Here is a 24,685-nt window from a genome sequence, read left to right as displayed (position 1 = left end):
TTTCGGCCAAAAACCGTTACGAACTCATGGAAGCCACTGCTTTACAATCTCCCCATACAATAGCCACCGGAACAACGCCAAAGCCCTTCGGCAAAACTGGTGTTTTGCTGGTCAATCTGGGTACGCCCGATAGCCCGAGTGTACCCGACGTCAGGAAATACCTGCGCGAATTTTTGATGGATGGGCGCGTTATCGACATCCCCTATATCCCTCGTTTTCTGCTGGTTAACGGCATCATCGCGCCGTTTCGTGCGCCCAAGTCGGCGAAGATTTACCGCGAACTCTGGAATGAGAATGGATCACCGCTCAAACATTACGGGTATGTGGTTACGCGCCTGGTGCAGGAGCAACTGGGCGACGAGTATGTGGTTCGGCTGGCCATGCGTTACCAGAGCCCCAGCATCGACGCTGGTCTGGCTGAGTTCCAGAAGCTCGGTTTGAACGATATCGTGGTGGTGCCTTTCTTTCCCCAATATGCTTCGGCCTCGACCGGCTCGGTATACGAAAAGGTGATGGATATTCTGAAAACGTGGCAGGTAATTCCGCAGGTACGTTTTATCAACCGTTTTCTGGAGCATCCCAAGTTCATCGAGGGGTTTGTGGAACGTGGCCGGAAGTATATGAACGAGCGCGAGTATGACCACTACCTGTTCAGCTACCACGGCCTTCCCGAACGCCAGATTCGCAAAGGGGATGTAGATAAGACAGTTTGTAAATTCGGCGAATGCTGCGGCTCACTCCGCGCTGACAATCAGCACTGTTACCGGGCGCAATGTTTCGAAACTACCCGCCGCCTGGTGAAGGCGTTAGCCATTCCGGAAGGTAAATACACCACAAGTTTCCAGTCAAGATTAGGCAACGACCCGTGGATCAAGCCCTATACGGATGATGAGATAAAGCTGTTTGCGGGCAAAGGAATAAAGAGCGTGCTGGCTTTTTCGCCCGCGTTTGTGGCCGATTGCCTGGAAACGACTATCGAAGTGGGCGAAGAATACAAAGAGCTTTTCGAAGAACACGGCGGCGAGCACTGGCAACTCGTCGAAAGCCTCAACGACAGCCCTCTTTGGATCGAAGCCGTTGTTGATATGGTGAGGACGTGTTAAGGGTTCAAAGTTTAAAGGTCAAGGTCTAAAGTCCAACGTTGCTTTGCTAGTTAACCGACTTAACACCAGCAGAGCAACGCTGGACTTTAAACCCTTAGTCTGGATTTAGCCAAAATAAAAGGGCAGCCGATCAATCGGCTGCCCTTTTATTTTGGCTAAATCCAGACTAAGGCTGTATCTCTGCGTTCACTACTAACGTCTTATCCCAGCTTGCTTTATTTTCGTTGACGAACGTTTTGTAGGCAGGATTTTGCTCGAACGCTTTCATGTCTGCTTCATTCTGAAAAGTCAGATAATGCATAACATCATACTCGGAATTGGCAGCACCGACCAAAAATGTCTTGCCGGCGGTGTAACCAACGACCTGTGGAATTTCGTGCCGAAGAGCTGCAAAATCGCGCATATGCTTATCTATAGCTTGCGGATTTGCCTCATTTGTGAAAGAAAAACAGAATATCTGCTGTTTCTGGGCTTTACGGGCGGGTGAATACGCTCCGTAGATTAATAAACCGAGGATGCAAAATAGACCTACAATGAGGGCATATCCTTTAGTTTCGCGTTGCATTGATTTGGAATTTATGTTGTTTGACAGAATATTGTTCGCTTTTTGTCGAGGTTTTATTCGATGTGTCTCATTGAGTCTTCAAATAGTACCATGACTTGACAAATGTACAAGAATAGAATTTGGTTGGGTATTATCTCGGGAAAATATTTCCGAACACTTCTTTTTGGTAGCTTACTGTTACTGGTAACGGGGGTCGGCTTTGCCAGACCCAGGCCAGTATGTCTGGCACCCAGGTGGGGATTTTATGCGCATCAGCAGATCAACCGACTCGCCGTTTTTACGCTGCCCCCGGAGATGATGCCGCTCTACAAAAGCCGTATTCAATTCCTGGCCGATAATGCCGTAAACCCCGACAAGCGCCGCTATGCCGTTGTGGGTGAAGCACCACGCCACTTCATCGATCTCGACGCCTATGCCGATACAACCCGCGAAACCTTGCCCCGCAGTTGGAGCGCAGCCGCAGACCGGTACGGAGCCGATACGCTGGCCATGCACGGCATTGTGCCCTGGCATATTCAATTGGCTAAATACCAGTTAACCGAGGCGTTTAAAGAACGAAACGTACCCAAGATCCTCCGCCTCTCGGCCGACATTGGGCACTACATTGCCGACGCTAACGTACCGCTGCACACCACGCGCAACTACAACGGCCAGTTGACGGGCCAAACCGGTATTCACGGCTTTTGGGAGTCGCGGTTGCCAGAGTTATTTTCGGGCAATTATGATGTGATCGTGGGTGCGGCCGAATACGTTGAGCGACCCCAACAGCGGGCCTGGCAAGCCGTTTTCAAGGCCCACGCTGCCCTGGATTCGGTGCTGGCTATGGAGCGCGACCTGACCATCGAAGCGGGCGACAGCCGAAAATGGAATTTTGAAGATCGCAACGGACAAACCGTGAAGGTCTATTCTGAAGCGTTTGCCCGGCAATACCACGACCGGTTGCGCGGACAGGTGGAGCGACAGATGCGGGCATCGATAAAAATGGTGGGCGATTTCTGGTATACCTGCTGGGTCGACGCCGGGCAGCCCGACCTGAGGAAACTGGCCCGTCAAGTACCCGATGAGGCTGAAAAAACAGAAACAGCCGCCGAGCAACGTAGTTGGCTTCAGCGACTGTTTAAGGTCAGAGAGGAGTGACGGATGGTTCCGTTAAAACTTGAATTTTTTCATGTAATCGGCATCGGCTTTTAAACTCACCATTGACGGGCCGGGGTATTCTTCCTGCTCGATCAGGTAATACTTCATGCCACTCTTACGAGCCTGTTTCAGAATGGCTTTGTAGTTGACAGTGCCCTTGCCCATATCCTGCTGAACGACCTTACCGTTGCCTTCTTTCTTGTAATCTTTGATATGGCACAGTTCGTAGCGGCTGCCGTACTGTTTCAGGTGGTCGACCGCACTTTGTCCGGCGGCTTCGATCCAGCACATGTCCAGTTCAAACATAACATTGATTGGGTCACAGTGCGTTAGCAGGTAATCCTGCGGCAGTTTACCATCCAGCGGGCGGAATGAATAATCGTGGTTATGGTAGCCAAATTTCAGGCCGCCATTGCGAACAGCCTCGCCCACCCGGTTGAAACTATCGGCCACCCGCTTCCAGTCGTCCCATGTTTTTTGGGGGCCAATATAGGGGCAGAGCATGTAGTTCAGACCAGCCCCATTGGCCATATCGATGTATTTCTGAAGTGTATCGGCATTTTCGGATGCGCCTTTAAAATCGAAGTGCGTGCTAACCATTTTCACGCCAATTCCATTCAGGAACGACTTCATGGCGGCGGGTTCCATACCCCACAAAAAACCCTTATCGCCCTGGTAGCTTTCAAACTGTTTATAGCCCATACTGGCCAACTGTGTCATAATGCCCTTAGGATCAGCAGGCAACACGTCACGTACACTATAAAGTTGCAGGCCATATGTTTTTATAGAAGCCCCCAGCGCGTCGGTCAGGGTTGAACTTAGCGCAACGGCACCCGCAGGCAGTAGGCCCGCCTGCTTCAAAAAATCACGTCGATTCGTTTGCATTGGTTAGTTTATTTAACGGAGTGAAAGTAGCAGAATCGCCGGATTTACCATTGCCCGCCGCCGCTTCACTACCTTTGCCTTATGAATTACCCCAAGATTTTTCTGCAAAAAGGTCGCGACGAAGCCGTGCGCCGGTTTCATCCCTGGGTCTTCTCGGGAGCTGTTGCCCGCCGGGAAGGTGCCGCACCTGACAATCATATAGACGACGGCGACGTGGTTGAGGTCTTCGATAGCAAGGCAACGTACCTGGGAACGGGGCATTTCCACGATGGCAGTATCCAGGTACGTCTGTTCTCGTTTGCCGCCCATACTAATGGTCAGACTGTGGTGCCCGATGTGGCGTTCTGGGAACAGAAACTGACCCGTATCCGGGCGGTACGGGCCAGCGTGATTCCCCCTCAAACGAATTGCTACCGGCTTATTCATGGCGAAGGCGACGGCTGTTCGGGCTTAATCATCGACATATATAACGGCGTGGCCGTATTGCAGGCTCATTCGATCGGCATGCACCGGCAGCGGCAACCCATTGTGGATGCGCTGCAACGCGTTTTTGGCCCTGAGCTCATCGCCGTGTACGATAAAAGTGCCGAAACCCTGCCCGATCAGTATGCGGCGGGTGTTCAGAACGGCTATCGCTACGGCCGGGCCGAGACGCCCAGAGCCGTGCAGGAAAACGGCCACACATTTCTGGTCGACTGGATTACGGGGCAGAAAACGGGCTTCTTCCTCGATCAACGCGACAACCGGCAACTGCTGGGCCGGTATGCACACGGCAAGAGCGTACTGAACGCGTTTTGCTATTCGGGTGGCTTTTCGGTCTATGCGCTGGCCGCTGGCGCTTCGCTGGTTCACTCGGTCGACGTGTCGAAGAAAGCGATTGAACTGACCAATCAGAATGTGGCGGCCAATCCCGGTTTTGCCGGTCAGCACGAAGCCATTGTTGCCGACGTGATGGATTACCTGAAAGAGCCCACTACGCCTACCTACGATGTTGTGGTGCTCGATCCACCGGCATATGCCAAAAGCCTGTCGGCGCGGCACCGGGCGGTGCAGGGCTACAAACGCCTGAACGTCGAAGGTCTGAAGCGGGTGGCACCGGGTGGTATTCTGTTCACGTTTTCGTGCTCGCAGGTGGTCGATAGGGAATTGTTTTACAACACCATCGTGGCAGCAGCCATTGAGGCGGGTCGCCAGGTACGTGTGCTGCATCACCTGAGCCAGCCCGCCGACCATCCGGTAAGCCTGTTTCACCCCGAAGGAGGTTACCTCAAGGGATTGGTTCTGTGGGTAGAGTGAACAATTTCTACTGTACAATGTATAATTGACGTTAGCTACCGAATGCTGGATATTGGCCAATAGCTTTTACAGAGCATGTCATCCAACCAGCCAGTGTTCAGCAGCTAACGTCAATTATACATTGTACACCTATGGCATCTTCTACAATTTATACCCCTAAACAGCAGCGCATACTGCTTATTACCAGCTTATTAATTCTTGGCGGCTTTATCATTGCTGGTCTTCGCGGGTACGTCTCGGCTTTTTTCGGAGCAGGTATTCTTTATGTCATCTTCCGCCCTCTTTTCTATGGGCTGGTTCACCGCAAGAAATGGAACCGGAATCTCGTTACGGCGGGTATTATCATATTCTCCCTATTTGTTATTGTGCTGCCGTTTCTGGTGCTGAGTTTTCTGCTCATCGACCGCATCCAGTACTATTCACAACATACCGACCAGATTCTGGGGCTGGTGAAACAAGCCGAGAACCTGACTGGATTCAAGATTACCAGCCAGCAGAATATTCAGAAAATGTTACAGCAGGGCGGCACCTTTGCGTCGCGTCAACTGCCTTCACTCGCGGGCGGCGCGCTGGATTTCCTGGTCATCATCGGCCTGATGTTCTTCACGCTGTTTTACATGTTTACCGAAGAAGAATCGTTCCTGGAAGGCCTGCGTAAACATTTGCCTTTTAAGCGCGACACGCTCAAAGAACTGGGCGAACAATTACGAAATAACGTAAATGCCAACGTGTTAGGTCAGGGCATTGTCTCTTTAGTACAAGGCATTTTGACCGGCCTGACGCTGCTCATTTTCGGCGTTCCAGACGCTGCTTTCTGGGGAACCGTCGCCTTTTTCCTGGCCTTCATTCCCGTGCTGGGTACGCCGCTCGTCTGGCTACCGGCGGGCCTGATTCAGCTCTCGCAGGGTAACACCACAGACGGTGCTGGTATTCTGATTGTTGGGGCCGTTGTCATTACAAATATTGATAACCTGCTGCGTATCATGCTAGCCAAGCGCATGGGCGATGTACACCCGCTGGTGACGCTGGCAGGGATTGTGATTGGTGTACCTATTTTCGGTATTCTGGGTCTGGTAATCGGGCCAACTATCCTGTCGTTTTTCATCGTGCTAATGCACGTATTTGCTAAAGAAAACAGGGAATCACGCGCCGAGGTAGCCGAAGACGAAGCCAGCCTAGAACAACACGCCGAAGTGAAGGCGGAGAAAGCGGTGAGGTAAGTTTTAAGTTTGAGGGTTTCAAGTGCGTTCCCAATGAACTGTCCCGGTGATTGGCAGTGCACTTGAAGCCTGAAACTTATTTTATTCGTATTTTGTGAAATAATCCAACAAAACCATGATTATAATGGAACGTATCGTTGATTATTTCGCGCACATTCCCTCATCACACCGAAGTTTAATTCTGGTTGGTGGTATTGCCTTTTTCTGGCTACTGGAAAGCGTTGTTCCACTGATGCGCTTCGATTACCGCAAGACACGCCACGCAGGGATCAACCTGTTTTTTACGTTCACGACCATCCTGGTCAATTTCGCGCTGGCATTCATCCTCGTAAAAACCAGCGATTGGGCCGTATCCAGCCACGTTGGCCTGTTACAATGGATCGTACTGCCAGTCTGGGCGCAAGCCATCGCAGGCCTGTTGTTGCTCGACCTGATCGGGGCCTGGCTGGCCCACTGGACCGAGCATCATGTTAAATGGATGTGGCAATTCCACTCGGTTCATCACTCCGACAGGTACGTTGATACCACCACCGCCAACCGGCATCATCCCGGCGAAAGCGTGATCCGGTTTCTGTTCACGACAGCGGCCGTGCTGGTTGTGGGTGCGCCTATGTGGCTGGTGTTCATGTACCAGGCGTTTTCGGTCCTGCTGTCGCAATTCAACCATGCCAACATCGAGTTGCCCCGCTGGGCCGATCGGGCGATCAATTGGCTGGTGGTGACGCCCAACATGCACCATGTGCATCATCATTACGTCTTGCCCTACTCGAATACCAACTATGGCAACATTTTTTCGATCTGGGACAGACTATTCAGCACCTACGCAGTTCGGAAAGGCAAAGATCTGATTTACGGACTGGATACGCACCCCGACCCGCACGAACACAGCCATGTCGGCGGCATCCTGAAAGTACCCTTCCAACCGTATAGAGCGCCCGTTGGCGAAAAACAGGAGCTTCAGGTTTAACCCATAGCGGTCAACGTTCAGGGTTGCGTTGTTACTTTAGCAGTAGTCTCGTAAGCATCGCCACTTTAGACATCGACCATCAAACCTGAACCACATAATGACCTCTCGTCGTACTATTCTCCAAACGCTCACACTAGCTTCAGCCTCTACGCTGGTGTCGCCGCATACCTTGCTGGCCGCCACATCACCCAAGAAAGACAAATTGGGCGTGGCCCTTGTCGGATTAGGCTACTACAGCACCGATTTGCTGGCTCCTGCGCTGCAACTAACGGCCAACTGCTATCTCGCTGGTATTGTAACGGGTACACCCGCCAAAGCCGAGGCCTGGAAAAAGAAATACAATATTCCCGACAAGAACATTTACTCGTACCAGACCTTCGATCAGATTGCCAACAACCCCGACATTGATGTGGTATACGTGGTGCTGCCCCCTTCGATGCATGAAGAATATGTGGTACGAGCCGCTAAAGCGGGTAAGCACGTCTGGGTGGAAAAGCCAATGGCTGTCACCGCTAAAGAGTGCCAAAATATGATTGACGCCTGCCGGAAGAACAAACGGGTGCTTACGGTGGGTTACCGCCTGCATCACGAACCCAATACGCAGGCCTACACCAAGTATCTGCGTGACGGAGGCATTGGCAAAATCAGCATGGTAAACTGTGCTGCTGGCTATTATGACGCCCGCACCGACCACTGGAAGCAGAAGAAAGAGATGGGAGGCGGCGTGATGTACGACATGGGCGTATACGCTATTCAGGGTGCTCGTCTATCCACGGGCGAAGAGCCGATTGCTATCACGGCCCAGCAGTATACCACCCGCCCGGAGGTGTATAAGAACGGGCTGGACGAGACGAGCATGGCGCAACTGGAATTTCCCAGCGGTGCCCGAGCGTCGATCCAGACCAGCTATGGCATGAACATGAATTACCTGCACGTGACGGGGCAAAAAGGGCAACTGGAAATGGAGCCCTATTCAGCCTACAACGGCGTGAAAGGCGAAGGCAGCAATGGCTTCAAAACGGACGTTCCGTACAAAGCACCTATGCAGCAGGCCATGCAAATGGACAATGATGCCAAAGCCATCATGTCTAATTCGCCCGTACTCGTTCCCGGCGAAGAAGGCCTGGCCGACATTCGCGTTGTGGAAGCGATTTACAAAGCCGCGAAAGACGGCAAGCGGGTAACCTTATAAAAAATGTTTTCCGTTTACCGTTTGCTGTTTTTTGTTGCTTCGCATTGATAGTCAAGCCAGAATGCGAAGCAACAGAAAACAGCAAACAGTAAACGGAAAACATTTTCAAATACCTTCGCCTATCTTCGCTGGGAAATCGCTCTTTCTATGACTCCAGCCCACTTTACCAGCCTCGATACCGACGACCAGTTGAACGCCCTGTACTTTGAGGCAAACATTCTGGCGAACCGGTATGAAGACGATTTCATCTACCTGCTCTACAGCCTCGACTCGTTCTACGTGGAGGTTCGTCACGACGCCTACACCAACAAGGTGAAGCAGATTTCGGCGTTCAAATCAACCGACAAGCTGGAGCCATACCTCCCCTATTTGACCGAGGCCACTCAGTAAATGGCTGCCCTTCTCCGCTCACTTACCGAAGCTGACCTTTCCGCTTACCGAGCCTTGCTGATGCCGGGGCTGGAACAGGATGCCGACAGTTTTCGTATTGCGCCAGCCGACGAACAGGACGCGCCTTTTCCAACCCACAACCGACCCGACAGTTTTACGCTGGGTACGTTCGTAGACAATCGGTTGGCGGGTGTTGTCAGTTTTCAGCGCGAAGGCGCCGACCGGGTCAAGCTCCGGCACAAAGGACTATTATTCAGGATGTACGTTTCCCCTGATTTCAGGGGGCAGGGGCTCGCGGGCCTGCTTATTCAGGCCGTTGTTGACCGGGCGCGGCAGCTCGACGGCATGGAGCAGATTAACCTGACGGTGGTAACGACAAACCCGGCCAAACGCCTGTATGAACGGTTCGGTTTCCGGTCTTTTTCGCTGGAAGAAAAGGCGATCAAGTGGCGGGGAACGTACCTGACTGAAGAAGCGATGAAACTGGTGCTCTAGGTACGTTATCGTAACACTGTTCCTTCGACATCGAAGGTATGTTTGTCTGAAATGCTCAGGTGCTGAAACCCCTGCAAGCGGTAGTGCGTTACGCCCCAGTTCTTTCCGGCTGTGGGGCCGCTTTCCAGCGAAATCTGCCGCTCTGCCGTATACAACGGGTTCTCTGTCGTCAATACAGCGTCGATCTGGCGTGGCTGGTGCGTAGCCGAATCGAGTTTAACCGTCAAGGCGCGGACAGTCAGGTTTTTCTCGCTGGGTTTAAGTACATAACGGTAGGTCAGCGAGTCGGGGCGGGCGATGGTGTAGCTATTGCGCAAAGCTGGTTTGTTGATATCCGCCTGTGCAAATAATTCCAGTTCACGACTCCAGTTGATCGTACTGGTGGTTTGTTTTTCAAGCTTCTCCCCCATCTGCAACCGTTTTGTTACGCTCGGTTTTTGCTTCGACAGCTCGTCGATCTGGCTTTTAACGTACCCGGCCACGTCGAAGTAAACGGGCTTTTCGGTGCGTTGGGCCGTATTGTCAGCGCAGGCGGTTAGTAAGGAAGTTGCCAGTAGCAGGAAAGCGTATTTCATAAACAAAAAAACCGCCCGTAGCGACAAAGCCACGGGCGCGTTGATAAACGTGCTGCTGAATAAACAGCGGTCAGGTACGTTGCGTTCAGCGAACGGCAAAGCCCGTATACGCCCGCATGTTTTCGGGATAGAAAGCCAGCACAATATCCTCCTTAGGCACGCCTGCTTCTACCAGTTCATCGGCAATAGGCCGATCGGTGCCGTCACGTTGAATCCAGATTTTATCGCCAATAATATCCAGATGCAAGCTAGCTCCGTGAACTCTATGATTCTTAAGCCAGCCTACCCGCACAACCTGAAAGTGATTTTCAGAAGGATCAATTAATAACTCCGTATCAATTTCGCCATATGCTGGTTATAAACCAGCATATGTAGTCAGTAGCGAACGGACCAATTGCCGATAATGAGTCAGTTTATCCATTGTGTAACAGATTGTTGTTCTGCATTAAAGATAACTAGTCGCATACGTAGTCTGGCAATCATCAGTTCGCCAATTGGTTCAGAAAATATCCCATCATACGTCTGCTGATCAACGGCAAAAAGACAACTCGCTCTGGGTCTGTTTCTCTAAGAAGAACATCGTAAAACGTGTACTGTCCTATAGCCCTATGTAGGTCTGTAACTGGCGAAGACGTGCCAAACCTTTTAACTTCAACCGCGATTTTCTGGCCCTGCCTATCCAATGCGACTAATGATCGCTCAACTCCAATATCGACAAATACTTCTCGAGTTGTATAGACTATTGTCAGCGGGTCATGCGTAATTAACCAACCATCTTTCTTCAACGCCTCAACTACAGCATCGTGGTATAGGTCGCGGGCGGCCATTATTGGATCAGCAAGCTGTCACCAGTCATTTCGTAGGGTTTTTCAATACCCATCAAGGCCAGAATCGTGGGCGCAATGTCGCCCAGTTTACCGTTTTTCAAGGCAGGCTGGTAGTCGTTATCGACCAGGATACAGGGTACCAGACTGGTTGTGTGCGCTGTATTGGGTGTGCCATCGTCATTAACCATATAATCGGCGTTGCCGTGGTCGGCAATGATGATCGAGGTGTAGCCGTGTGCCAACCCGGTTGTCACTACGTCACGGGTGGTGGCATCGACAGTTTCGGCGGCTTTGACCACCGCTTCAAATACACCCGTATGGCCCACCATATCGGTATTGGCAAAGTTGAGACACACGAAATCGACCTCGCCTTTTTCCAGTTCAGGAATAATTGCGTCGCGAATACCAAAGGCCGACATTTCCGGTTTCTGATCGTAGGTTTTTACCGGAATGGTGATCGTTTCACCTTTTTCGTTGGTCACCGTCATCTCTTTCGGCGAAGGTACGAGCAGGCGCGCTTCACCCGAAAACGGCTCCTCACGGCCACCCGAGAAAAAGAAAGTTACGTGCGGGTATTTCTCGGTTTCGGCAATACGAATCTGCTTCCGACTGGCTCCCGCAACCACCTCACCCAGGGTTTTGGCCAGATTATCTTTTTCGAAAATCGCCTTCACACCAACAAACTCGCTATCGTAGTTTGTCATGGTGATGTAATTGAGATCGAGCTTGTGCATATTTTGCTCCGGAAAGTCGCGCTGCGTGAGGGCAAGCGTAATTTCCCGGCCCCGATCTGTGCGGAAATTGAAGCAGATCACCACGTCGCCGTTCTCAATCTGAGCCACAGGCGTATGATCCTCGTTTTCCATCACAATCGGGTTGATGAATTCGTCGGACGTACCTGCTTCGTATGAATCGCGAATTGCCTGGAATACGCCGTCGCCCTGTGCCCGGTCACCAACTGCGTTGACCATGGCGTCGTAAGCTATTTTCACGCGTTCCCAGCGATTATCGCGGTCCATCGCGTAGAAGCGGCCCACCACAGTGGCCAGTTTACCCGTGGTTTTGGCCATATGTTCACAAACATCGGTCAGAAAGGCCAGCCCACTCTTCGGGTCAGTATCGCGGCCATCCGTAAAGGCATGCACGAATACGTCTGATAATTCCTGCTCGTGTGCGATGGTCAGCAGGCCCTTCAGGTGGGTAATGTGAGCGTGAACGCCGCCATCAGATACCAGTCCAATCAGATGAACTTTTTTGCCGTTTGCTTTGGCATACGTCAATGCGTCAGACAGGATAGGCTCTTTCTTCAGGGTGTCATGTTCAACGGCCAGATTGATTTTCACCAGATCCTGATAGACGATCCGGCCCGCGCCGAGGTTCATGTGGCCAACTTCCGAGTTACCCATCTGTCCATCGGGTAACCCAACGGGCAGCCCCGATGCTTCAAGGGTGCTGTGTGAATAACGATTCCAGGCGTCGGTGACAAAAGGGGTTTTCGCCGCCGCCAGGGCCGACCGGTCGTTCTGGGTGGTGATGCCCCAGCCGTCCATAATGAGGAGAATGACTTTCTTATTCATAGAGTGAAAGAATGAAAGAGCGAAAGGCGAAGAGCGGAACGATGAGCATATGGTATAAATCTACTAAGTAGCCAGTCGCTATACAGCGAAGCTACTTTCACTCTTTCGCCACTCACTCTTTCACTCATTGCTTATAGGTTATGCCGCTTTCGCAGGTACGTTAACAGTTCTTCACAACAGCGGTAGGCAATCTGGTATACCTCTTCAAAGACTTCGGGGCCTTCATAATACGGATCGGGCACGCTGGGCTGGTCATTAACGGCGGGGTCAAATTCGCGGAGCAAAAAGACCGTGTCGTCGTGGACAAGCCCAACCGAACGCTGGCTTAGTTTCATGACCGCTTCGAAGTTCATCTCGTCCATCGTGATGATGTACGTAAACCGGGCCAGGTCTTCGCCGGTCATGCGGCGGGCGCGGTGGGTGAGCTTTATGTCGTGAGTAAGGGCGTTCTGGCGCGTACGCAGGTCGGGCAGTTGCCCGATATGATATGACGACGTACCTGCGGAATCGCATTCGATCTGCCCGGCTAGTCCCGCTTCATCAACTAATTGCCGAAACACGCCCTCCGCTAGCGGCGACCGGCAAATATTTCCAAGACAAACGAACAGGAGGGAGATCATAAAATCAGTTTACAGTTTTCTGTTTACCGTTTACTGTTGCGCTGCCAGCAAATCGATTCGCTCATCGGCGGAGCAACGGCAAACTATAAACGGTAAACTGTAAACTACTTTTCAATCGGTTCACCGTTCTCATCAACGAGCACATATACGTCTTCGTGGCGCTTTTTCATCAGGTACTTCTCGCGGGCGTACTTGATCCGAAGTTGCTGGCTACCCAGTACTTCTTTACGCTCGGCCCGGACGGCCTCGATCTGGGTCTGAAAATACGCTTTCTCTTCCTCCAGTTCCTGCGCTTTTCGCCAGTTACGAAACTGCGAGCGCAGGTCATTAGCGTCGAAAAACAGCATCCACAGCAAAAACCCTACGCCCGTCAGGATGTAGAATCGATAGCGATTGTTGAGGAGACGGTTCATAAATGGTTATTAGTTGCTGGTTATTGGTTACTGGCCTCGTTCAGGTACGTTCCAGAACTGATAGCCAATAACCAGTAACCAATAACTGCATTAGAATTTAAGCCCTGGGAAGTAGGCCATTTCGCCTAGTTCTTCTTCGATGCGGAGCAGTTGGTTGTACTTCGCCATCCGGTCGGAACGCGACGCCGAACCCGTTTTGATCTGGCCTGTGTTCAGGGCAACGGCAAGGTCAGCGATGGTCGAATCTTCGGTTTCGCCCGAGCGGTGCGACATAATGTTTTTGTAGCTGCTGCGCTTGGCCAGATTCACCGTGTCAATGGTTTCGGTCAACGAACCGATCTGGTTTACCTTCACCAGAATGGCGTTGGCAATACCCTTGTCTATACCTTCCTGCAACCGGGTAACGTTGGTTACGAACAGGTCGTCACCCACGAGTTGAATCTTGTTGCCAACCAGTTCGGTCTGCCGTTTCCAGCCATCCCAGTCATCTTCCGACATACCATCTTCGATCGACATGATGGGATATTTCGACACCCAGTCAGCCCAGTACTGCGCCATTTCGGGCGACGTCAGCTTATCGCCGGTCGATTTTTTAAAGTGATATTCTTTCGTTTCGGCATTGTAGAACTCCGATGCAGCGGCATCCATAGCGATCCAAACGTCTTCGCCCGGACGGTAACCCGCCTTCTCGATCGCCTCGATCACGATCTGAATCGCCTCTTCGTTCGACTTGATATTTGGGGCAAAACCGCCTTCGTCACCAACGTTGGTGCTCATGCCTTTGCCTTTCAGCACTTTCTTCAGCGTGTGGAAGATTTCGGTACCCATCCGCAGGGCTTCAGCGAACGTTGATGCGTTGGCCGGCATCACCATAAACTCCTGGAAGTCGATTGAGTTATCGGCGTGCGAACCTCCGTTCAGGATGTTCATCATCGGCACGGGGAGCGTGTTGGCGTTTACCCCGCCAATGTACCGGTATAGGGGCATTCCGCAGTCGATAGCAGCGGCTTTAGCAGCAGCCAGCGACACGCCCAAAATAGCGTTGGCACCCAGACGGCCTTTGTTTGGCGTACCATCCAGATCAAGCATAATCCGGTCGATCATACCCTGCTCCAACACCGAAATACCAACCAGCTCAGGGTAGATCAGTTCGTTAACGTTTGATACGGCTTTCAGCACGCCTTTACCAACGTACACGCTATTGTCGTCGTCGCGCAGTTCAACGGCTTCGTGCGTGCCCGTCGAGGCACCCGATGGCACAGCAGCGCGGCCCAGGGCACCAGTTTCAGTACGTACGTCGACCTCAACGGTCGGGTTGCCGCGCGAGTCAAGAATCTGGCGGGCATGGATGCTTTGAATGGTACTCATTGTGCTTTACGAACAAAAATTTAGATTAATCTCCTAACAACAACTAAAAGAGGGTCGATCACCCTTTTTCACGCCACAAATAAACGGAATTTCAGGTAGCAGGCGGTGTGGTTATTGTAACCGATCTTCAGCCCACCGCAATGGATTGGTACGTATGTACTCGTCGATCTGATTATAAGCGGCTTCTGTTCGGATTATATGCTCGTAATAATTACGCTGCCACAGCCGCCGATCAAACGCCGGAAAGCGTTTCTCTTTCACGCCCCTGATGTAATAATTCGTGGTACTCGCCTTAAACCACCCGACCACATCGGCTGCGCTGGGTACGTTAATTATCGGATCGATATGATCAATCGCCGGATCGTTCAAATTACTGGCCCGACCAATCGCCGGATCGTTCACATCACTGGCGCAACCAACCGCCGGATCGTTCACGTGTAGGGGCGGGCCATCGTGCCCGCCCGCTTTCGGGCCGATAGGACCGCCAAACCCCAGCCAATCCAAATTGGCCGGTATTGTTTCTGGATTAGGGCTGTCTTCTTCGATTGATAACACATCTGGGCGGCCCTGTCGGTCCGAGATCGGGCGGCCACGATGGGCCGCCCCTACATATCTACCATTTGGGTTATAGCCCAACAAGGTGATGATGAAATGGATATGGTTGGGCATCACCACATATGAGTCGATCAACGTACCTGGAAACTTTGAAGAAATGGCTAGAATACGTTCTGAGATCATTTGGCCTGCTTCGTTTGGCCACATTGTACCATCCGTGATGTGGCCGAAGCGGTGTTCCTTACGCTCTACACAGATGGTGATGAAATACGATCCTTCAAGCGAGTAATTGTATTCGTCAAGGCGAATAGAGCGGCGACTGGCAACAGGCTCCATCAAGAGATCCGGCTCCAGTCGGATTGGGTACGGCCGATGGCGTCGATGTGGTTGCGAATGGTGGCGTGTTCAGGCAGAATCAGGTTGGGATCGGTTTCCAGGATGATCTGCGCCGATTCACGGGCGGCGGTCAGGACGGCACCGTCTTTGGCCAGGTCGGCGAGGCGCAGGTCCAACAGGCCACTTTGTTGCGTGCCGGCCAGGTCGCCGGGGCCGCGTAGTTGCAGGTCGACGTCGGCAATCTCGAAGCCATTGTTGGTCCGTACCATCGTTTCGAGGCGCGTTTTGGTATCGGCGCTAAGTTTGTAACCCGTCATCAGTACGCAGTACGATTGGTCGCTTCCCCGGCCAACGCGTCCCCGCAACTGATGCAACTGCGACAGGCCAAATCGTTCGGCGCTTTCAATAACCATTACGCTCGCGTTAGGTACGTTCACCCCTACTTCGATCACGGTTGTCGCCACCAGAATCTGCGTTTCTCCGTTGGCGAAGCGCGTCATCTCGTAGTCTTTACTGTATGAATCCATTTTACCGTGCAGAATACCGACCTGGTATTTGGGCTGTGGAAACGCCCGCTCAATACTCTCGTGCCCGTCTGTCAAATCCTTATAATCCAGCGTTTCCGACTCTTCGATCAGCGGATACACCACATATACCTGCCGACCGAGTTCAATCTGCTGGCGCATGAAGCCAAACACCTCGGCCCGGTGCTTATCGGTCTTGTGTACCGTTTTGATGGGTTTCCGCCCGGCGGGCATTTCGTCGATGATCGAAATGTCGAGGTTACCGTAGAGGGTCATCGCCAATGTGCGCGGAATGGGCGTGGCCGTCATGACGAGGATATGCGGTGGTACGACCGGGTTTTTCGCCCACATTTTGGCCCGTTGTGCCACGCCGAAACGGTGTTGCTCGTCAATGATGCACAGGCCCAGATTGCGGAACTGCACCACATCTTCGAGCAGGGCGTGGGTGCCTACCAGAATGTGCATCCTGCCAGTTAGCAGTTCGTCGTGTAGCACCCGGCGGCGTTTGGTGCGCGTGCTCCCGGTCAAGATGCCGAGGTTCAGGCCCATTGCATCGGCAAAGGGTTTGAGGCCGTTGTAGTGCTGGTCGGCCAGGATTTCGGTAGGCGCCATCAGGCAGGCCTGCGCGCCGTTGTCGATCGCCAGGAGCATCGTGATGAACGCCACGATAGTCTTACCGCTGCCTACATCGCCCTGCAACAGCCGGTTCATTTGCCGCCCCGTCAGGCAATCTTTATGAATTTCGCGCAATACACGCTGCTGCGCCCCCGTAAGCGGGAAAGGCAGCAGGGTTTTGTAGAAATGCGAGAGAAGGCTGGTTTTCTGAAAAATCTGACCGGGGTGTTCTTCCTTCTGAATCAGCTTGTTGGAAATCAGCCGAAGCTGATTGTAGAATAGTTCCTCGAATTTCAGCCTCCGTTCGGCCTGCCGCAGCCAGGCGGGGCTTTGGGGCAGGTGAATGTTCCAGACAGCTTCCCGTTTACCCACCAGTCGAAACTTCTCGATCAGGCTGGCCGGTAGGGTTTCGTGGATATGCGGCCAGGCCAGTTCAAGCAGCGACCGCATGGCTTTGGCCATCACTTTGTTATCGACAAACCGCTTGCGGAGCTTATCCGTCAGGTTGTATACGGGCGACAGCGTGGCTTCGGGCTCCACATCAGGCCGCACCGCATCGAGTTCGGGGTGCACGATACTAAACTTGCCCTGAAACTCCTGCGGCTTCCCGAACGCAATGTATTCCCCGTCGCGCCGAAGCGATTTTTCGAGCCAGGAAATACCCTGAAACCAGACCAGATCCATGGTGCCGGTACCATCTGTAAAATGACCAACAAGCCGTTTTTTCGGTCCTTCGCCTTCCGTATGCCAGTCGCGGAGGCGACCACGTACCTGCGCCGAGGGCATTGATTCCAGCAATTCGCTGACGGTGTAAAAGCGCGTACGGTCTTCGTACCGGAAGGGGTAGTACTGAATCAGATCGGCAGCCGTAAACAGGTGCAGTTCTTTATTCAGCAACTCAGCCCGCTGTGGGCCAAGCCCTTTCAGGTATTCCAGGCGGGTGTCGAAGAAGGTGGTACGTTCGGTCATTCGGTCATTGAGGCAACCAGGTAGTAAAAATAACAGTTTGATGTTGTACCCCCAACCCTCTGAAGGGGGCTAATGCGCTGCTTTATTACCTTTGCAACGCTTTATCCCCTTCAGGGGGTTGGGGCGGTCCCGCGTTTGGGTAAACAAATTAATAGCCATGACTCCTCTCGATACTGTACTGGCCGGACTGATGCGCCGGTATACCGAACGTGTTCCTGACGTCAAGAATATTCTTTACGCGCTTCAACAGCATGAAGTCATCAAAAGACCCGAAGATATTGAGAACGATCATATTGCCTTCCGCACCATGGGCGTTCCGAACCTGGGGTTGGCTTCGTTCGAGAAAATCTTTCTGCATTATGGCTACGAAAAACGCGAGCCGTACAATTTTGCCGAAAAGAAACTGAACGCCTACTGGTACGCCCCACCAGCCGACCGCGCCGCCGACAATCTACCGCGCATTTTTGCCAGCGAATTGCGCGTCAACGACCTGTCGGACGAAGCACAGCGGATCATTCACAAATACACCGATACCGTAACGAGCGACCCCATCGATGCGCTCGATCTGGACAATGGCGAAGCGGTCGACGCTTTTCTGCACCAGCCCCTCTGGAAAACCCCAACCCTGGCCGACTATAAAACACTACTGGCCGAAAGCGAATATGCCGCCTGGGTGATTTACAACCGGTATTACCTCAACCACTTCACCATCAGCGTGCACAACCTGCCCGAAGGCTACAATACCATCGACGAATTCATCTCGTTTCTGGAAAAGCGTCGCTTTAAACTGAATTCGGCGGGTGGTATTATCAAAGTCAGTCCCGATGGTGGTTTGCGGCAGGCGTCGACGGTAGCGCAGATGGTCGATGCCAAATTCGCAGGAGGAGACACCTTCCGCATTGCGGGCTCCTACGTTGAGTTTGCCGAACGCCGCGTGCTGCCTGAATTCGCCGATTTACCCGCCGACCAGATCACCCGCAAACATCGCCGTGACGGATTTGAAGCCGCCAACGCCGACAAAATTTTCGAAAGCACGTTTACGAAGCAGACGGGGTTATAAGCCAAATCGAGTTCTATGGAAACACTACTTATCGAAGTCCGCGATCAAAAAGCGATGACCCTTTTGCGCGACCTGAAGGCCTGGCAGATTACTCGGTTCGTTGATCAGAAACAGACAGAGAAGCCAAAAGCAGCAGATTGCTTCGCGGGAAAACTCTCAGCCAGGACAGTCGGCCTACTCGACAAACATATTCAGCAAAGTCGCGACGAATGGGGTCGTATCTGATAGACAGCAATGCTGTATCGCATTATCTGTCAGGTAAATTCTCAGCATCAGCTACGGACTTTATAAATGAGTTGGTTGATTCCGGAGCGATTATATCGGTAGTAACCCGTATAGAACTACTGGAGTTTAACGCGCCAAAAGAAGACGCTGTTCCGTGAATTTGTAAACGACAGCCAGGTTATTGAACTTGCTGAACCAATTATTCTGCAAACAATCGCTTTACGGAAGTCCAGAAGTACCAAAATTCCTGATGCAATCATTGCGGCCACTGCGCTAGTTAACGAGTTAACACGTTTGACTAGTAACACAAAAGATTTCATTGACATACAGGGTCTTACTGTTATGGATCCACGAACGCTATAACTCAACATGCGTTATCTCATCATTTTGTGCAGTTTTGTCTTTGCACAAACAGCATTTGCCCAAACCAGAAAACCGGCAACAACTACGCCGCCCAAAAGCCAGACGGTAGCCGCTCTGCAGCCCGGCCTGGCGATTTATAAGCAATATTGCCTCACCTGCCATCAGATAGATGGTGGTGGCGTGCCCAATATGAATCCACCGTTGCGGGGCACCGACTGGGTAAACGGCGACAAAGCGCGGCTGATCGGTGTCTTATTGAAAGGCCTGAAAGACGCGGAAGTTGAGGGCGAACCCTACGACAACGTGATGCCCGCCCATGACTTTTTATCCGATCAGCAAATCGCTGATGTGCTGACGTTTATTCGTAGCAATTTCGGCAATAAGGCCACTTCTATTTCGGCCCAGGAAGTAAAAGAGCAACGGGGTAAATAGCCGGGCATTTGCCGTTTACGAGGTAGCCACTTCTCCGTTAATGATGACGCAGAATTGGCTACTTTTACCTATTGAATCCTGAACCGAACCCTATGAAAATTCTTTCGCTTTTTCTAACCACCCTGCTGACAACCAGCATGCTGGCGCAGTCTGCTCCGCCCGCCCCGGTGGGTCTTGAACTCTACAGTTTTCGCGACCAGTTCAAGGCCGACGTACCTGGCACAATGGCGAAGGTGAGGCAGATGGGCTTCCGCGAGGTGGAAGTGGCCGGTACGTATGATCTTTCAACGGCTGCTTTCAGGCAGGAACTGGACAAAAATGGCCTTAAAGCCATTAGCGTCGGCGCTGATTTCGATGACCTGGAAATGAACATCCCCAAAGTCATTGCGGAAGCCAAAGCACTGGGTGCCAGGTACGTTGTCTGCGCCTGGATTCCACACACGGCAGATCTGTTTACGATTGGCGATGCTGATCGGGCTATCGACGTGTTTAATACGGCTGGTCGGCTACTGACCGATGCCAAACTCACGCTCTGCTATCATACCCACGGCTACGAGTTTCAGAAAAACCCCAAAGGCACCACCTATTTCGACTATCTGGCCCAAAACCTTGATCCGAAATATGTGAACTTCGAGATGGACGTGTTTTGGGTGAAAGCGCCCGGCGAAGACCCTATAAAACTCCTGCAACAATACCCAAAACGCTTTCTGCTGGCCCATCTAAAAGACCGTAAACCCGGCACGCCCAACACCATGACGGGCCACGCCGACGTGGAATCGAACGTGGTACTGGGCGACGGCGATATTGGTATTGCGGCTTTTATGCAGGCGGCTAAGAAGGCGGGCGTCAAGCACTTTTTTATTGAAGACGAATCGTCGCGATCAATGGAACAGATGCCGAAAAGTCTCGCCTTTCTGCGGGGTTTAAAATAAGCCTCGCAAAAACTTATAAGGTTAAAAAAAATCAACTTCATAGCCGTGTCATAACGGCTTTTTCTGTCTCTATGATTCGCCTTAAGCATACTGGAATACCCTTCGCAGGTACAGCTCGCCCCGCGCTGGCTGGGTTGCTCGCAGGCCTGCTGGCCACATCGCTCAGTTGGGCGCAGGCACCGTCGGCAACACTTAACCCCGATACCGTTCAGGCGGGCCCGTTCGACATGGGCAAGATGTGGACCTTCGATACGCCCCCGACTGATTACTTCAAGAAGACCTACAACTTCACCCCCGACGCCAACTGGTTCCGGGAAGTTCAGTTGGCGTCGTTGCGCTTTGCCGACTATTGCTCAGCGTCGTTCGTATCAGCCAATGGGTTGGTCATGACCAATCACCACTGCGCCCGCGAATCGGGGACGGGCGTGGCGCGTCGGGGCGAGGATTTGAACAACACCGGGTTCTTTGCCAAAACAGCCGCCGAAGAACGGAAAGTAGACGGTCTGTTTGTGGATCAACTGGTGAAGATCGAAGACATTTCGAAGCGGGTACAGGATGCCGTTACGGCGTCGGGGGCCGATGAGAAAGCGCAGGTGCAGGCGCGTGAACAGATCTTTGCCAGTATTAAAGACGAATACGCCGCCAAGGCCGACTGGAAAGGGCTGGAACTACAGACGATCACGTTTTACGACGGTGGCCGGTATGCGCTTTACGGGTTCAAACGCTTCACCGACGTTCGGCTGGTGTTCATGCCGGAGCTAAACCTGGGCTTTTTCGGTGGCGACCCCGACAACTTTACGTACCCACGCTATGCGCTCGACTGCTCGTTTTTCCGGGTATATGATAAGGGAAAACCACTTCAGACGACCCACTTTTTCAAGTTCAACCCGAACGGCATCCGCGAAGGGGAGCCTACGTTTGTAACGGGAAATCCCGGCAGTACCGAGCGCCTGAAAACGGTGGCGGAACTGGAATATGACCGTGATTTGCAGTTTCCGTATACTCTCTCTCTACTCCGCAGCCGCTCGAATGCATTGCAGGCCTACAATGCAACGGCCAAGAGCGACAGCGTTCTGAACGAGATTTTCAACCTGGAAAACAGCTATAAAGCCTCGAAAGGCCAACTCGACGGCCTCCGCGATCCGTACCTGATTGCCCGGAAGGCCGCTTTTGAGCGTACTTTTAAAGCCGATGCGCAGAAGAAAGGAATCTCAACAAAAACTTGGGATGATCTTGCCGCCGACGTTGCCGCCCAACGAAAAGCATTCAACGATTATACGTACCTGGCCCCCAACCCAATGGCGCTTGGCGAAACAATGACCTTTGCCATGACGCTGGGATTCATTAATCAGGCGGTAACCGACAACCCGGCTATCTGGCAACAGGCAAAAGGCGTATTCGAGGAGATGCCCAGGCCAAAGAGCCGGGCCCTGGAAGAAGCCTTTCTGGCGGCTCATTTCAGCGAAGCACAGGCAGCATTGGGCAACGATGACCCGTATGTGAAAGCAGCCCTCACCGGACCCAACGGTCAGGTACGTTCGCCTCGCGAAGCTGCCGCCGCCTTACTGGCCGCTACAAAGCTCATAAATCGGGGCTTTGTCACGATGTTGCAGGATGGTGGAGCCAACGCCCTGGCCACCAACAACGACCCACTGCTGGCCCTGGGCCGCCTTGGTGGAAAGCGTTTTCTGGCCGTCAATGCCACCGTGCGCGATTTAACAACACGCCAGCAGGTGCTTCGCAGCCAGTTGGGTCGGGCGCTGTACGATACCTACGGCACAAGCATTCCGCCCGACGCTACGTTTTCGTTACGGATCAATGACGGCGTGGTGAAAGGATATCCGTACAATGGCACGCAGGCGCCAATCATCACCACCTTTGCCGGGCTGTATGACCGCAGCTATTCGTTTGGCAACAAAGCGCCCTGGAATCTTCCCGCCCGCTGGGCCAATCCACCGGCGGAGTTGCTAAAACAACCCATGTGCTTCATATCCACCAATGACATTATCGGGGGCAATTCAGGCAGTCCAATGATCAATAAAAACCGGGAGGCCGTGGGGCTGGTATTCGATGGCAACATGGAAAGCCTGCCTGGCTCGTTCATCTTCGTGCCCGACGCCAACCGGGCCATTTCTGTCCACGCGGGGGGGATTCTCGCCGCTATGCGCTACATCTACAAAGCCGACCGGCTGGTGCAGGAGTTGACAGGAGTGGTGAAGAAGTAAAAAGTAGTCAAACACAGAGACGCCGAGTACACAGAGTTTTCCTGCTAAAGGAAATGAAACTCTGTGTACTCGGCGTCTCTGTGTTTGACTACTTTTTACTTCTTCCCAACCGCTTTCGGGCCAAACTCCAGTTCCTGAGCTTTGTTGAACAGCGACAGGGCTTTTACGTAGGTGTTATCGGCGGTATTCATGATGCGGTAGAACTCATTGTTCTGGCCGCCTTTGCTGGCCTTCTGGTAGACGTACCTAGCAATGAGCGCTTTGGTTTGGGTACGTATATAATTCTTCGAGCGGGCAAACTCAGCCGCGTTGAGTTTAACCCCTTCTGCCGCCGCGGCTTTATTCATGACGGCCAACTGGTCGTCGGTCAGGTTCACTGCTTTGTCGAACTCAGCGAAAGGCAGTTTTTCCAGACTGGCCCGGTTGTCATTGGCGTAGGACAATGCGTATTCACGAATGATGTTCTTAGCGTATAACTGGCCCAGGTAAGCAGTCTGCCAGCTCGAATCGCGGGGAACGAAGTAATCGGGCGTGATGCCGCCGCCGCCGTAGACGGTGCGGCCCTTGTCGGTTTTGAACACATTCTTGGGATCGTTCTTGATGCTGTCGGCGATGTAGTATTCGCCCCGTTTCGAGCGCAGCTCAAGCTCTTTCTCGTAATCACCCTCCTGACCGGGAATGTACGGCTTCTGAATGCTGCGCCCCGTTGGCGTGTAATAGCGCGATATGGTCAGGCGGAGTTCCGATCCGTCGGTGAGTTGCACCGGCATTTGCACCAGGCCTTTTCCGAACGAGCGGCGGCCCACGATATAGCCCCGGTCATGGTCCTGCAAGGCACCAGCCAGGATTTCGGAGGCAGAGGCGCTGCCTTCATCGATTAGCACGATCAGGGCACCGTCTTCAAACTGTCCGTTGAGTTTGGCGTAGTATTTCCGGTCGTAGCGATCTTCTTTCCCATCGGTGTACACCAGCAGTTTGTTACCGTCGATAAACTCATCGGCCATGTTGGTAGCCCGGTCCAGATAGCCACCGGGGTTGCCGCGCAGGTCGAGCACCAGTTGCTTCATGCCCTGTTGCTTCAGCCCCGCCAGCGCATTTCTGAACTCCTCATAAGCCGAGTCGGAGAAGCGGTTTACTTTCAGATAACCCGTTTGCGCATCGGTCATGTAGGCGGCATCAACGGCGTAGGTCGGAATCCGGTCGCGGGTAACGGTGACCACGCGGGGCTGTTGCCCTTTCGACAGCACCGTCAGCCGAACTTCAGTGCCGCGTTTACCCCGCATGGCTTTGTACACGGCCGTGTTGTCGACACCCTTAGCGGTCAGCGGGGTATCATCGACTTTCAGGATCTTGTCGCCGCTGCGAATACCGGCGGCTTCAGACGGGCCACCCGCCAGGGGCGTAACCACGTAAACGGTATCGGCAAAGATGTTGAACTCAACACCGATGCCATCAAAGCCACCTTCCAGTTGAGACCGGGCCGCCACGGCGTCGGTTGGGTTCAGGTAAGCCGTGTGCGGGTCAAGTTTTTCGAGCATCTTCGTGATCGAATAATCAACCAGATCATCTGTATTAACAGAGTCAACGTAGTTGTTTTCAATCAGTTGCAGAATTTCTTTGTACTTGGTATAGCCCCGACCAATTGAGTTTAATCCTTTTGTTCCGCCAAAAAAAGAAGCACCAATCAGCACGCCGCCGGCGAGGGTTAGCCCCAGCAGCATAGGCAACCGAACGATGGTCCGGTTATTGTCAATTCGTTCGGGTGTTGGCGTAGCGCCATTGGTTGCCATACAGGTGTTCGTCAGATTGTTGCGTATAG

At 52.7% G+C, this 24,685-nt stretch carries 26 protein-coding genes; 14 read left to right on the top strand and 12 right to left on the bottom strand.

Going from position 1 to position 24,685, the window contains the following annotated elements; translation table 11 throughout:
- Positions 1-26 precede the first annotated feature (26 nt).
- On the top strand, positions 27-1,103 hold the full coding sequence (gene hemH, locus ACFE8Q_RS27285; protein ID WP_375448627.1) for a ferrochelatase: 1,077 nt from the start codon (positions 27-29) through the stop codon (positions 1,101-1,103).
- A 166-nt stretch (positions 1,104-1,269) separates the two neighbouring features.
- Here the strand turns inward: hemH and ACFE8Q_RS27280 are convergent, their stop codons facing one another.
- Positions 1,270-1,668, bottom strand: a complete 399-nt coding sequence (locus ACFE8Q_RS27280) for a Dabb family protein (RefSeq protein ID WP_375448626.1) — start codon at positions 1,666-1,668, stop codon at positions 1,270-1,272.
- Positions 1,669-1,770: 102 nt separating this feature from the next.
- Here ACFE8Q_RS27280 and ACFE8Q_RS27275 point away from each other — a divergent pair, with 102 nt between their 5' ends.
- Positions 1,771-2,805, top strand: coding sequence for a zinc dependent phospholipase C family protein (locus tag ACFE8Q_RS27275; protein WP_375448625.1), 1,035 nt, complete (start codon positions 1,771-1,773; stop codon positions 2,803-2,805).
- 12 nt (positions 2,806-2,817) lie between these two features.
- Here ACFE8Q_RS27275 and ACFE8Q_RS27270 read toward each other — a convergent pair whose 3' ends face one another.
- Positions 2,818-3,690: a sugar phosphate isomerase/epimerase family protein gene (locus ACFE8Q_RS27270; RefSeq protein ID WP_375448624.1), complete on the bottom strand. Its 873-nt coding sequence runs from the start codon at positions 3,688-3,690 to the stop codon at positions 2,818-2,820.
- 81 nt (positions 3,691-3,771) lie between these two features.
- Between ACFE8Q_RS27270 and ACFE8Q_RS27265 the strand changes: the two genes are divergently transcribed.
- The 6 genes from ACFE8Q_RS27265 to ACFE8Q_RS27240 all read left to right on the top strand — a co-directional run bounded on the left by ACFE8Q_RS27265 (position 3,772) and on the right by ACFE8Q_RS27240 (position 9,250).
- Entirely contained in the window at positions 3,772-4,986 is a 1,215-nt protein-coding gene (locus tag ACFE8Q_RS27265) for a class I SAM-dependent rRNA methyltransferase (RefSeq protein ID WP_375448623.1), read from the top strand.
- Positions 4,987-5,117: 131 nt separating this feature from the next.
- On the top strand, positions 5,118-6,206 hold the full coding sequence (locus tag ACFE8Q_RS27260) for an AI-2E family transporter (protein WP_375448622.1): 1,089 nt from the start codon (positions 5,118-5,120) through the stop codon (positions 6,204-6,206).
- Between the two features lie 124 nt (positions 6,207-6,330).
- Positions 6,331-7,173: a sterol desaturase family protein gene (locus ACFE8Q_RS27255; protein ID WP_375448621.1), complete on the top strand. Its 843-nt coding sequence runs from the start codon at positions 6,331-6,333 to the stop codon at positions 7,171-7,173.
- 97 nt (positions 7,174-7,270) lie between these two features.
- Positions 7,271-8,365: a Gfo/Idh/MocA family protein gene (locus ACFE8Q_RS27250; protein ID WP_375448620.1), complete on the top strand. Its 1,095-nt coding sequence runs from the start codon at positions 7,271-7,273 to the stop codon at positions 8,363-8,365.
- 147 nt (positions 8,366-8,512) lie between these two features.
- Positions 8,513-8,755 (top strand): hypothetical protein, encoded by a 243-nt coding sequence (locus ACFE8Q_RS27245; protein ID WP_375448619.1) that lies wholly within the window; start codon positions 8,513-8,515, stop codon positions 8,753-8,755.
- A complete protein-coding gene (locus ACFE8Q_RS27240) occupies positions 8,756-9,250 on the top strand; it encodes a GNAT family N-acetyltransferase (RefSeq protein ID WP_375448618.1) in 495 nt (164 codons plus the stop codon).
- Between the two features lie 5 nt (positions 9,251-9,255).
- On the opposite strand, the gene ACFE8Q_RS27235 is transcribed toward ACFE8Q_RS27240, so the two are convergent.
- From ACFE8Q_RS27235 to recG, 9 genes are all read right to left on the bottom strand, one after another.
- A complete protein-coding gene (locus tag ACFE8Q_RS27235; RefSeq protein ID WP_375448617.1) occupies positions 9,256-9,924 on the bottom strand; it encodes a hypothetical protein in 669 nt (222 codons plus the stop codon).
- The gene (locus ACFE8Q_RS27230) at positions 9,911-10,117 is read right to left on the bottom strand and encodes a XisI protein (protein WP_375448616.1); all 207 of its coding nucleotides are present in this window, start codon (positions 10,115-10,117) and stop codon (positions 9,911-9,913) included. Before ACFE8Q_RS27230 ends, ACFE8Q_RS27235 begins: the two co-directional genes overlap by 14 nt.
- 190 nt (positions 10,118-10,307) lie before the next feature.
- Positions 10,308-10,652 (bottom strand): element excision factor XisH family protein, encoded by a 345-nt coding sequence (locus tag ACFE8Q_RS27225; protein WP_375448615.1) that lies wholly within the window; start codon positions 10,650-10,652, stop codon positions 10,308-10,310.
- Positions 10,652-12,229, bottom strand: a complete 1,578-nt coding sequence (gpmI, locus tag ACFE8Q_RS27220) for a 2,3-bisphosphoglycerate-independent phosphoglycerate mutase (protein ID WP_375448614.1) — start codon at positions 12,227-12,229, stop codon at positions 10,652-10,654. The genes ACFE8Q_RS27225 and gpmI overlap by 1 nt, the downstream gene beginning before the upstream one ends.
- A 131-nt stretch (positions 12,230-12,360) precedes the next feature.
- The gene (locus ACFE8Q_RS27215; protein WP_375448613.1) at positions 12,361-12,849 is read right to left on the bottom strand and encodes a low molecular weight protein-tyrosine-phosphatase; all 489 of its coding nucleotides are present in this window, start codon (positions 12,847-12,849) and stop codon (positions 12,361-12,363) included.
- A 104-nt stretch (positions 12,850-12,953) separates the two neighbouring features.
- Positions 12,954-13,262 (bottom strand): septum formation initiator family protein, encoded by a 309-nt coding sequence (locus ACFE8Q_RS27210; protein ID WP_375448612.1) that lies wholly within the window; start codon positions 13,260-13,262, stop codon positions 12,954-12,956.
- A 90-nt stretch (positions 13,263-13,352) separates the two neighbouring features.
- Complete coding sequence (gene eno / locus ACFE8Q_RS27205; protein ID WP_375448611.1) at positions 13,353-14,630, bottom strand: phosphopyruvate hydratase; 1,278 nt, start codon at positions 14,628-14,630, stop codon at positions 13,353-13,355.
- A 111-nt stretch (positions 14,631-14,741) separates the two neighbouring features.
- Positions 14,742-15,521 carry a hypothetical protein gene (locus ACFE8Q_RS27200; RefSeq protein WP_375448610.1) on the bottom strand — a complete coding sequence of 260 codons (780 nt, stop codon included), beginning with the start codon at positions 15,519-15,521 and terminating at the stop codon, positions 14,742-14,744.
- On the bottom strand, positions 15,521-17,629 hold the full coding sequence (gene recG, locus ACFE8Q_RS27195; protein WP_375448609.1) for an ATP-dependent DNA helicase RecG: 2,109 nt from the start codon (positions 17,627-17,629) through the stop codon (positions 15,521-15,523). The genes ACFE8Q_RS27200 and recG overlap by 1 nt, the downstream gene beginning before the upstream one ends.
- A 157-nt stretch (positions 17,630-17,786) precedes the next feature.
- Between recG and ACFE8Q_RS27190 the strand changes: the two genes are divergently transcribed.
- The 6 genes from ACFE8Q_RS27190 to ACFE8Q_RS27165 all read left to right on the top strand — a co-directional run bounded on the left by ACFE8Q_RS27190 (position 17,787) and on the right by ACFE8Q_RS27165 (position 22,866).
- On the top strand, positions 17,787-18,689 hold the full coding sequence (locus tag ACFE8Q_RS27190; RefSeq protein WP_375448608.1) for a DUF1338 domain-containing protein: 903 nt from the start codon (positions 17,787-17,789) through the stop codon (positions 18,687-18,689).
- Between the two features lie 15 nt (positions 18,690-18,704).
- A complete protein-coding gene (locus tag ACFE8Q_RS27185; protein ID WP_375448607.1) occupies positions 18,705-18,914 on the top strand; it encodes a hypothetical protein in 210 nt (69 codons plus the stop codon).
- 147 nt (positions 18,915-19,061) lie between these two features.
- A complete protein-coding gene (locus ACFE8Q_RS27180) occupies positions 19,062-19,277 on the top strand; it encodes a hypothetical protein (RefSeq protein WP_375448642.1) in 216 nt (71 codons plus the stop codon).
- 6 nt (positions 19,278-19,283) lie between these two features.
- Positions 19,284-19,709, top strand: a complete 426-nt coding sequence (locus tag ACFE8Q_RS27175; RefSeq protein ID WP_375448606.1) for a c-type cytochrome — start codon at positions 19,284-19,286, stop codon at positions 19,707-19,709.
- Between the two features lie 92 nt (positions 19,710-19,801).
- Complete coding sequence (locus tag ACFE8Q_RS27170; RefSeq protein ID WP_375448605.1) at positions 19,802-20,641, top strand: sugar phosphate isomerase/epimerase family protein; 840 nt, start codon at positions 19,802-19,804, stop codon at positions 20,639-20,641.
- Positions 20,642-20,712: 71 nt separating this feature from the next.
- Positions 20,713-22,866 carry a S46 family peptidase gene (locus tag ACFE8Q_RS27165; protein WP_375448604.1) on the top strand — a complete coding sequence of 718 codons (2,154 nt, stop codon included), beginning with the start codon at positions 20,713-20,715 and terminating at the stop codon, positions 22,864-22,866.
- Between the two features lie 95 nt (positions 22,867-22,961).
- Here the strand turns inward: ACFE8Q_RS27165 and ACFE8Q_RS27160 are convergent, their stop codons facing one another.
- On the bottom strand, positions 22,962-24,656 hold the full coding sequence (locus ACFE8Q_RS27160) for a S41 family peptidase (RefSeq protein WP_375448603.1): 1,695 nt from the start codon (positions 24,654-24,656) through the stop codon (positions 22,962-22,964).
- Positions 24,657-24,685 lie beyond the last annotated feature (29 nt).

Source organism: uncultured Fibrella sp. (genome assembly GCF_964250085.1).
GTDB lineage: Bacteria > Bacteroidota > Bacteroidia > Cytophagales > Spirosomataceae > Fibrella.
This window is presented reverse-complemented; position numbering and strand designations above follow the sequence as displayed.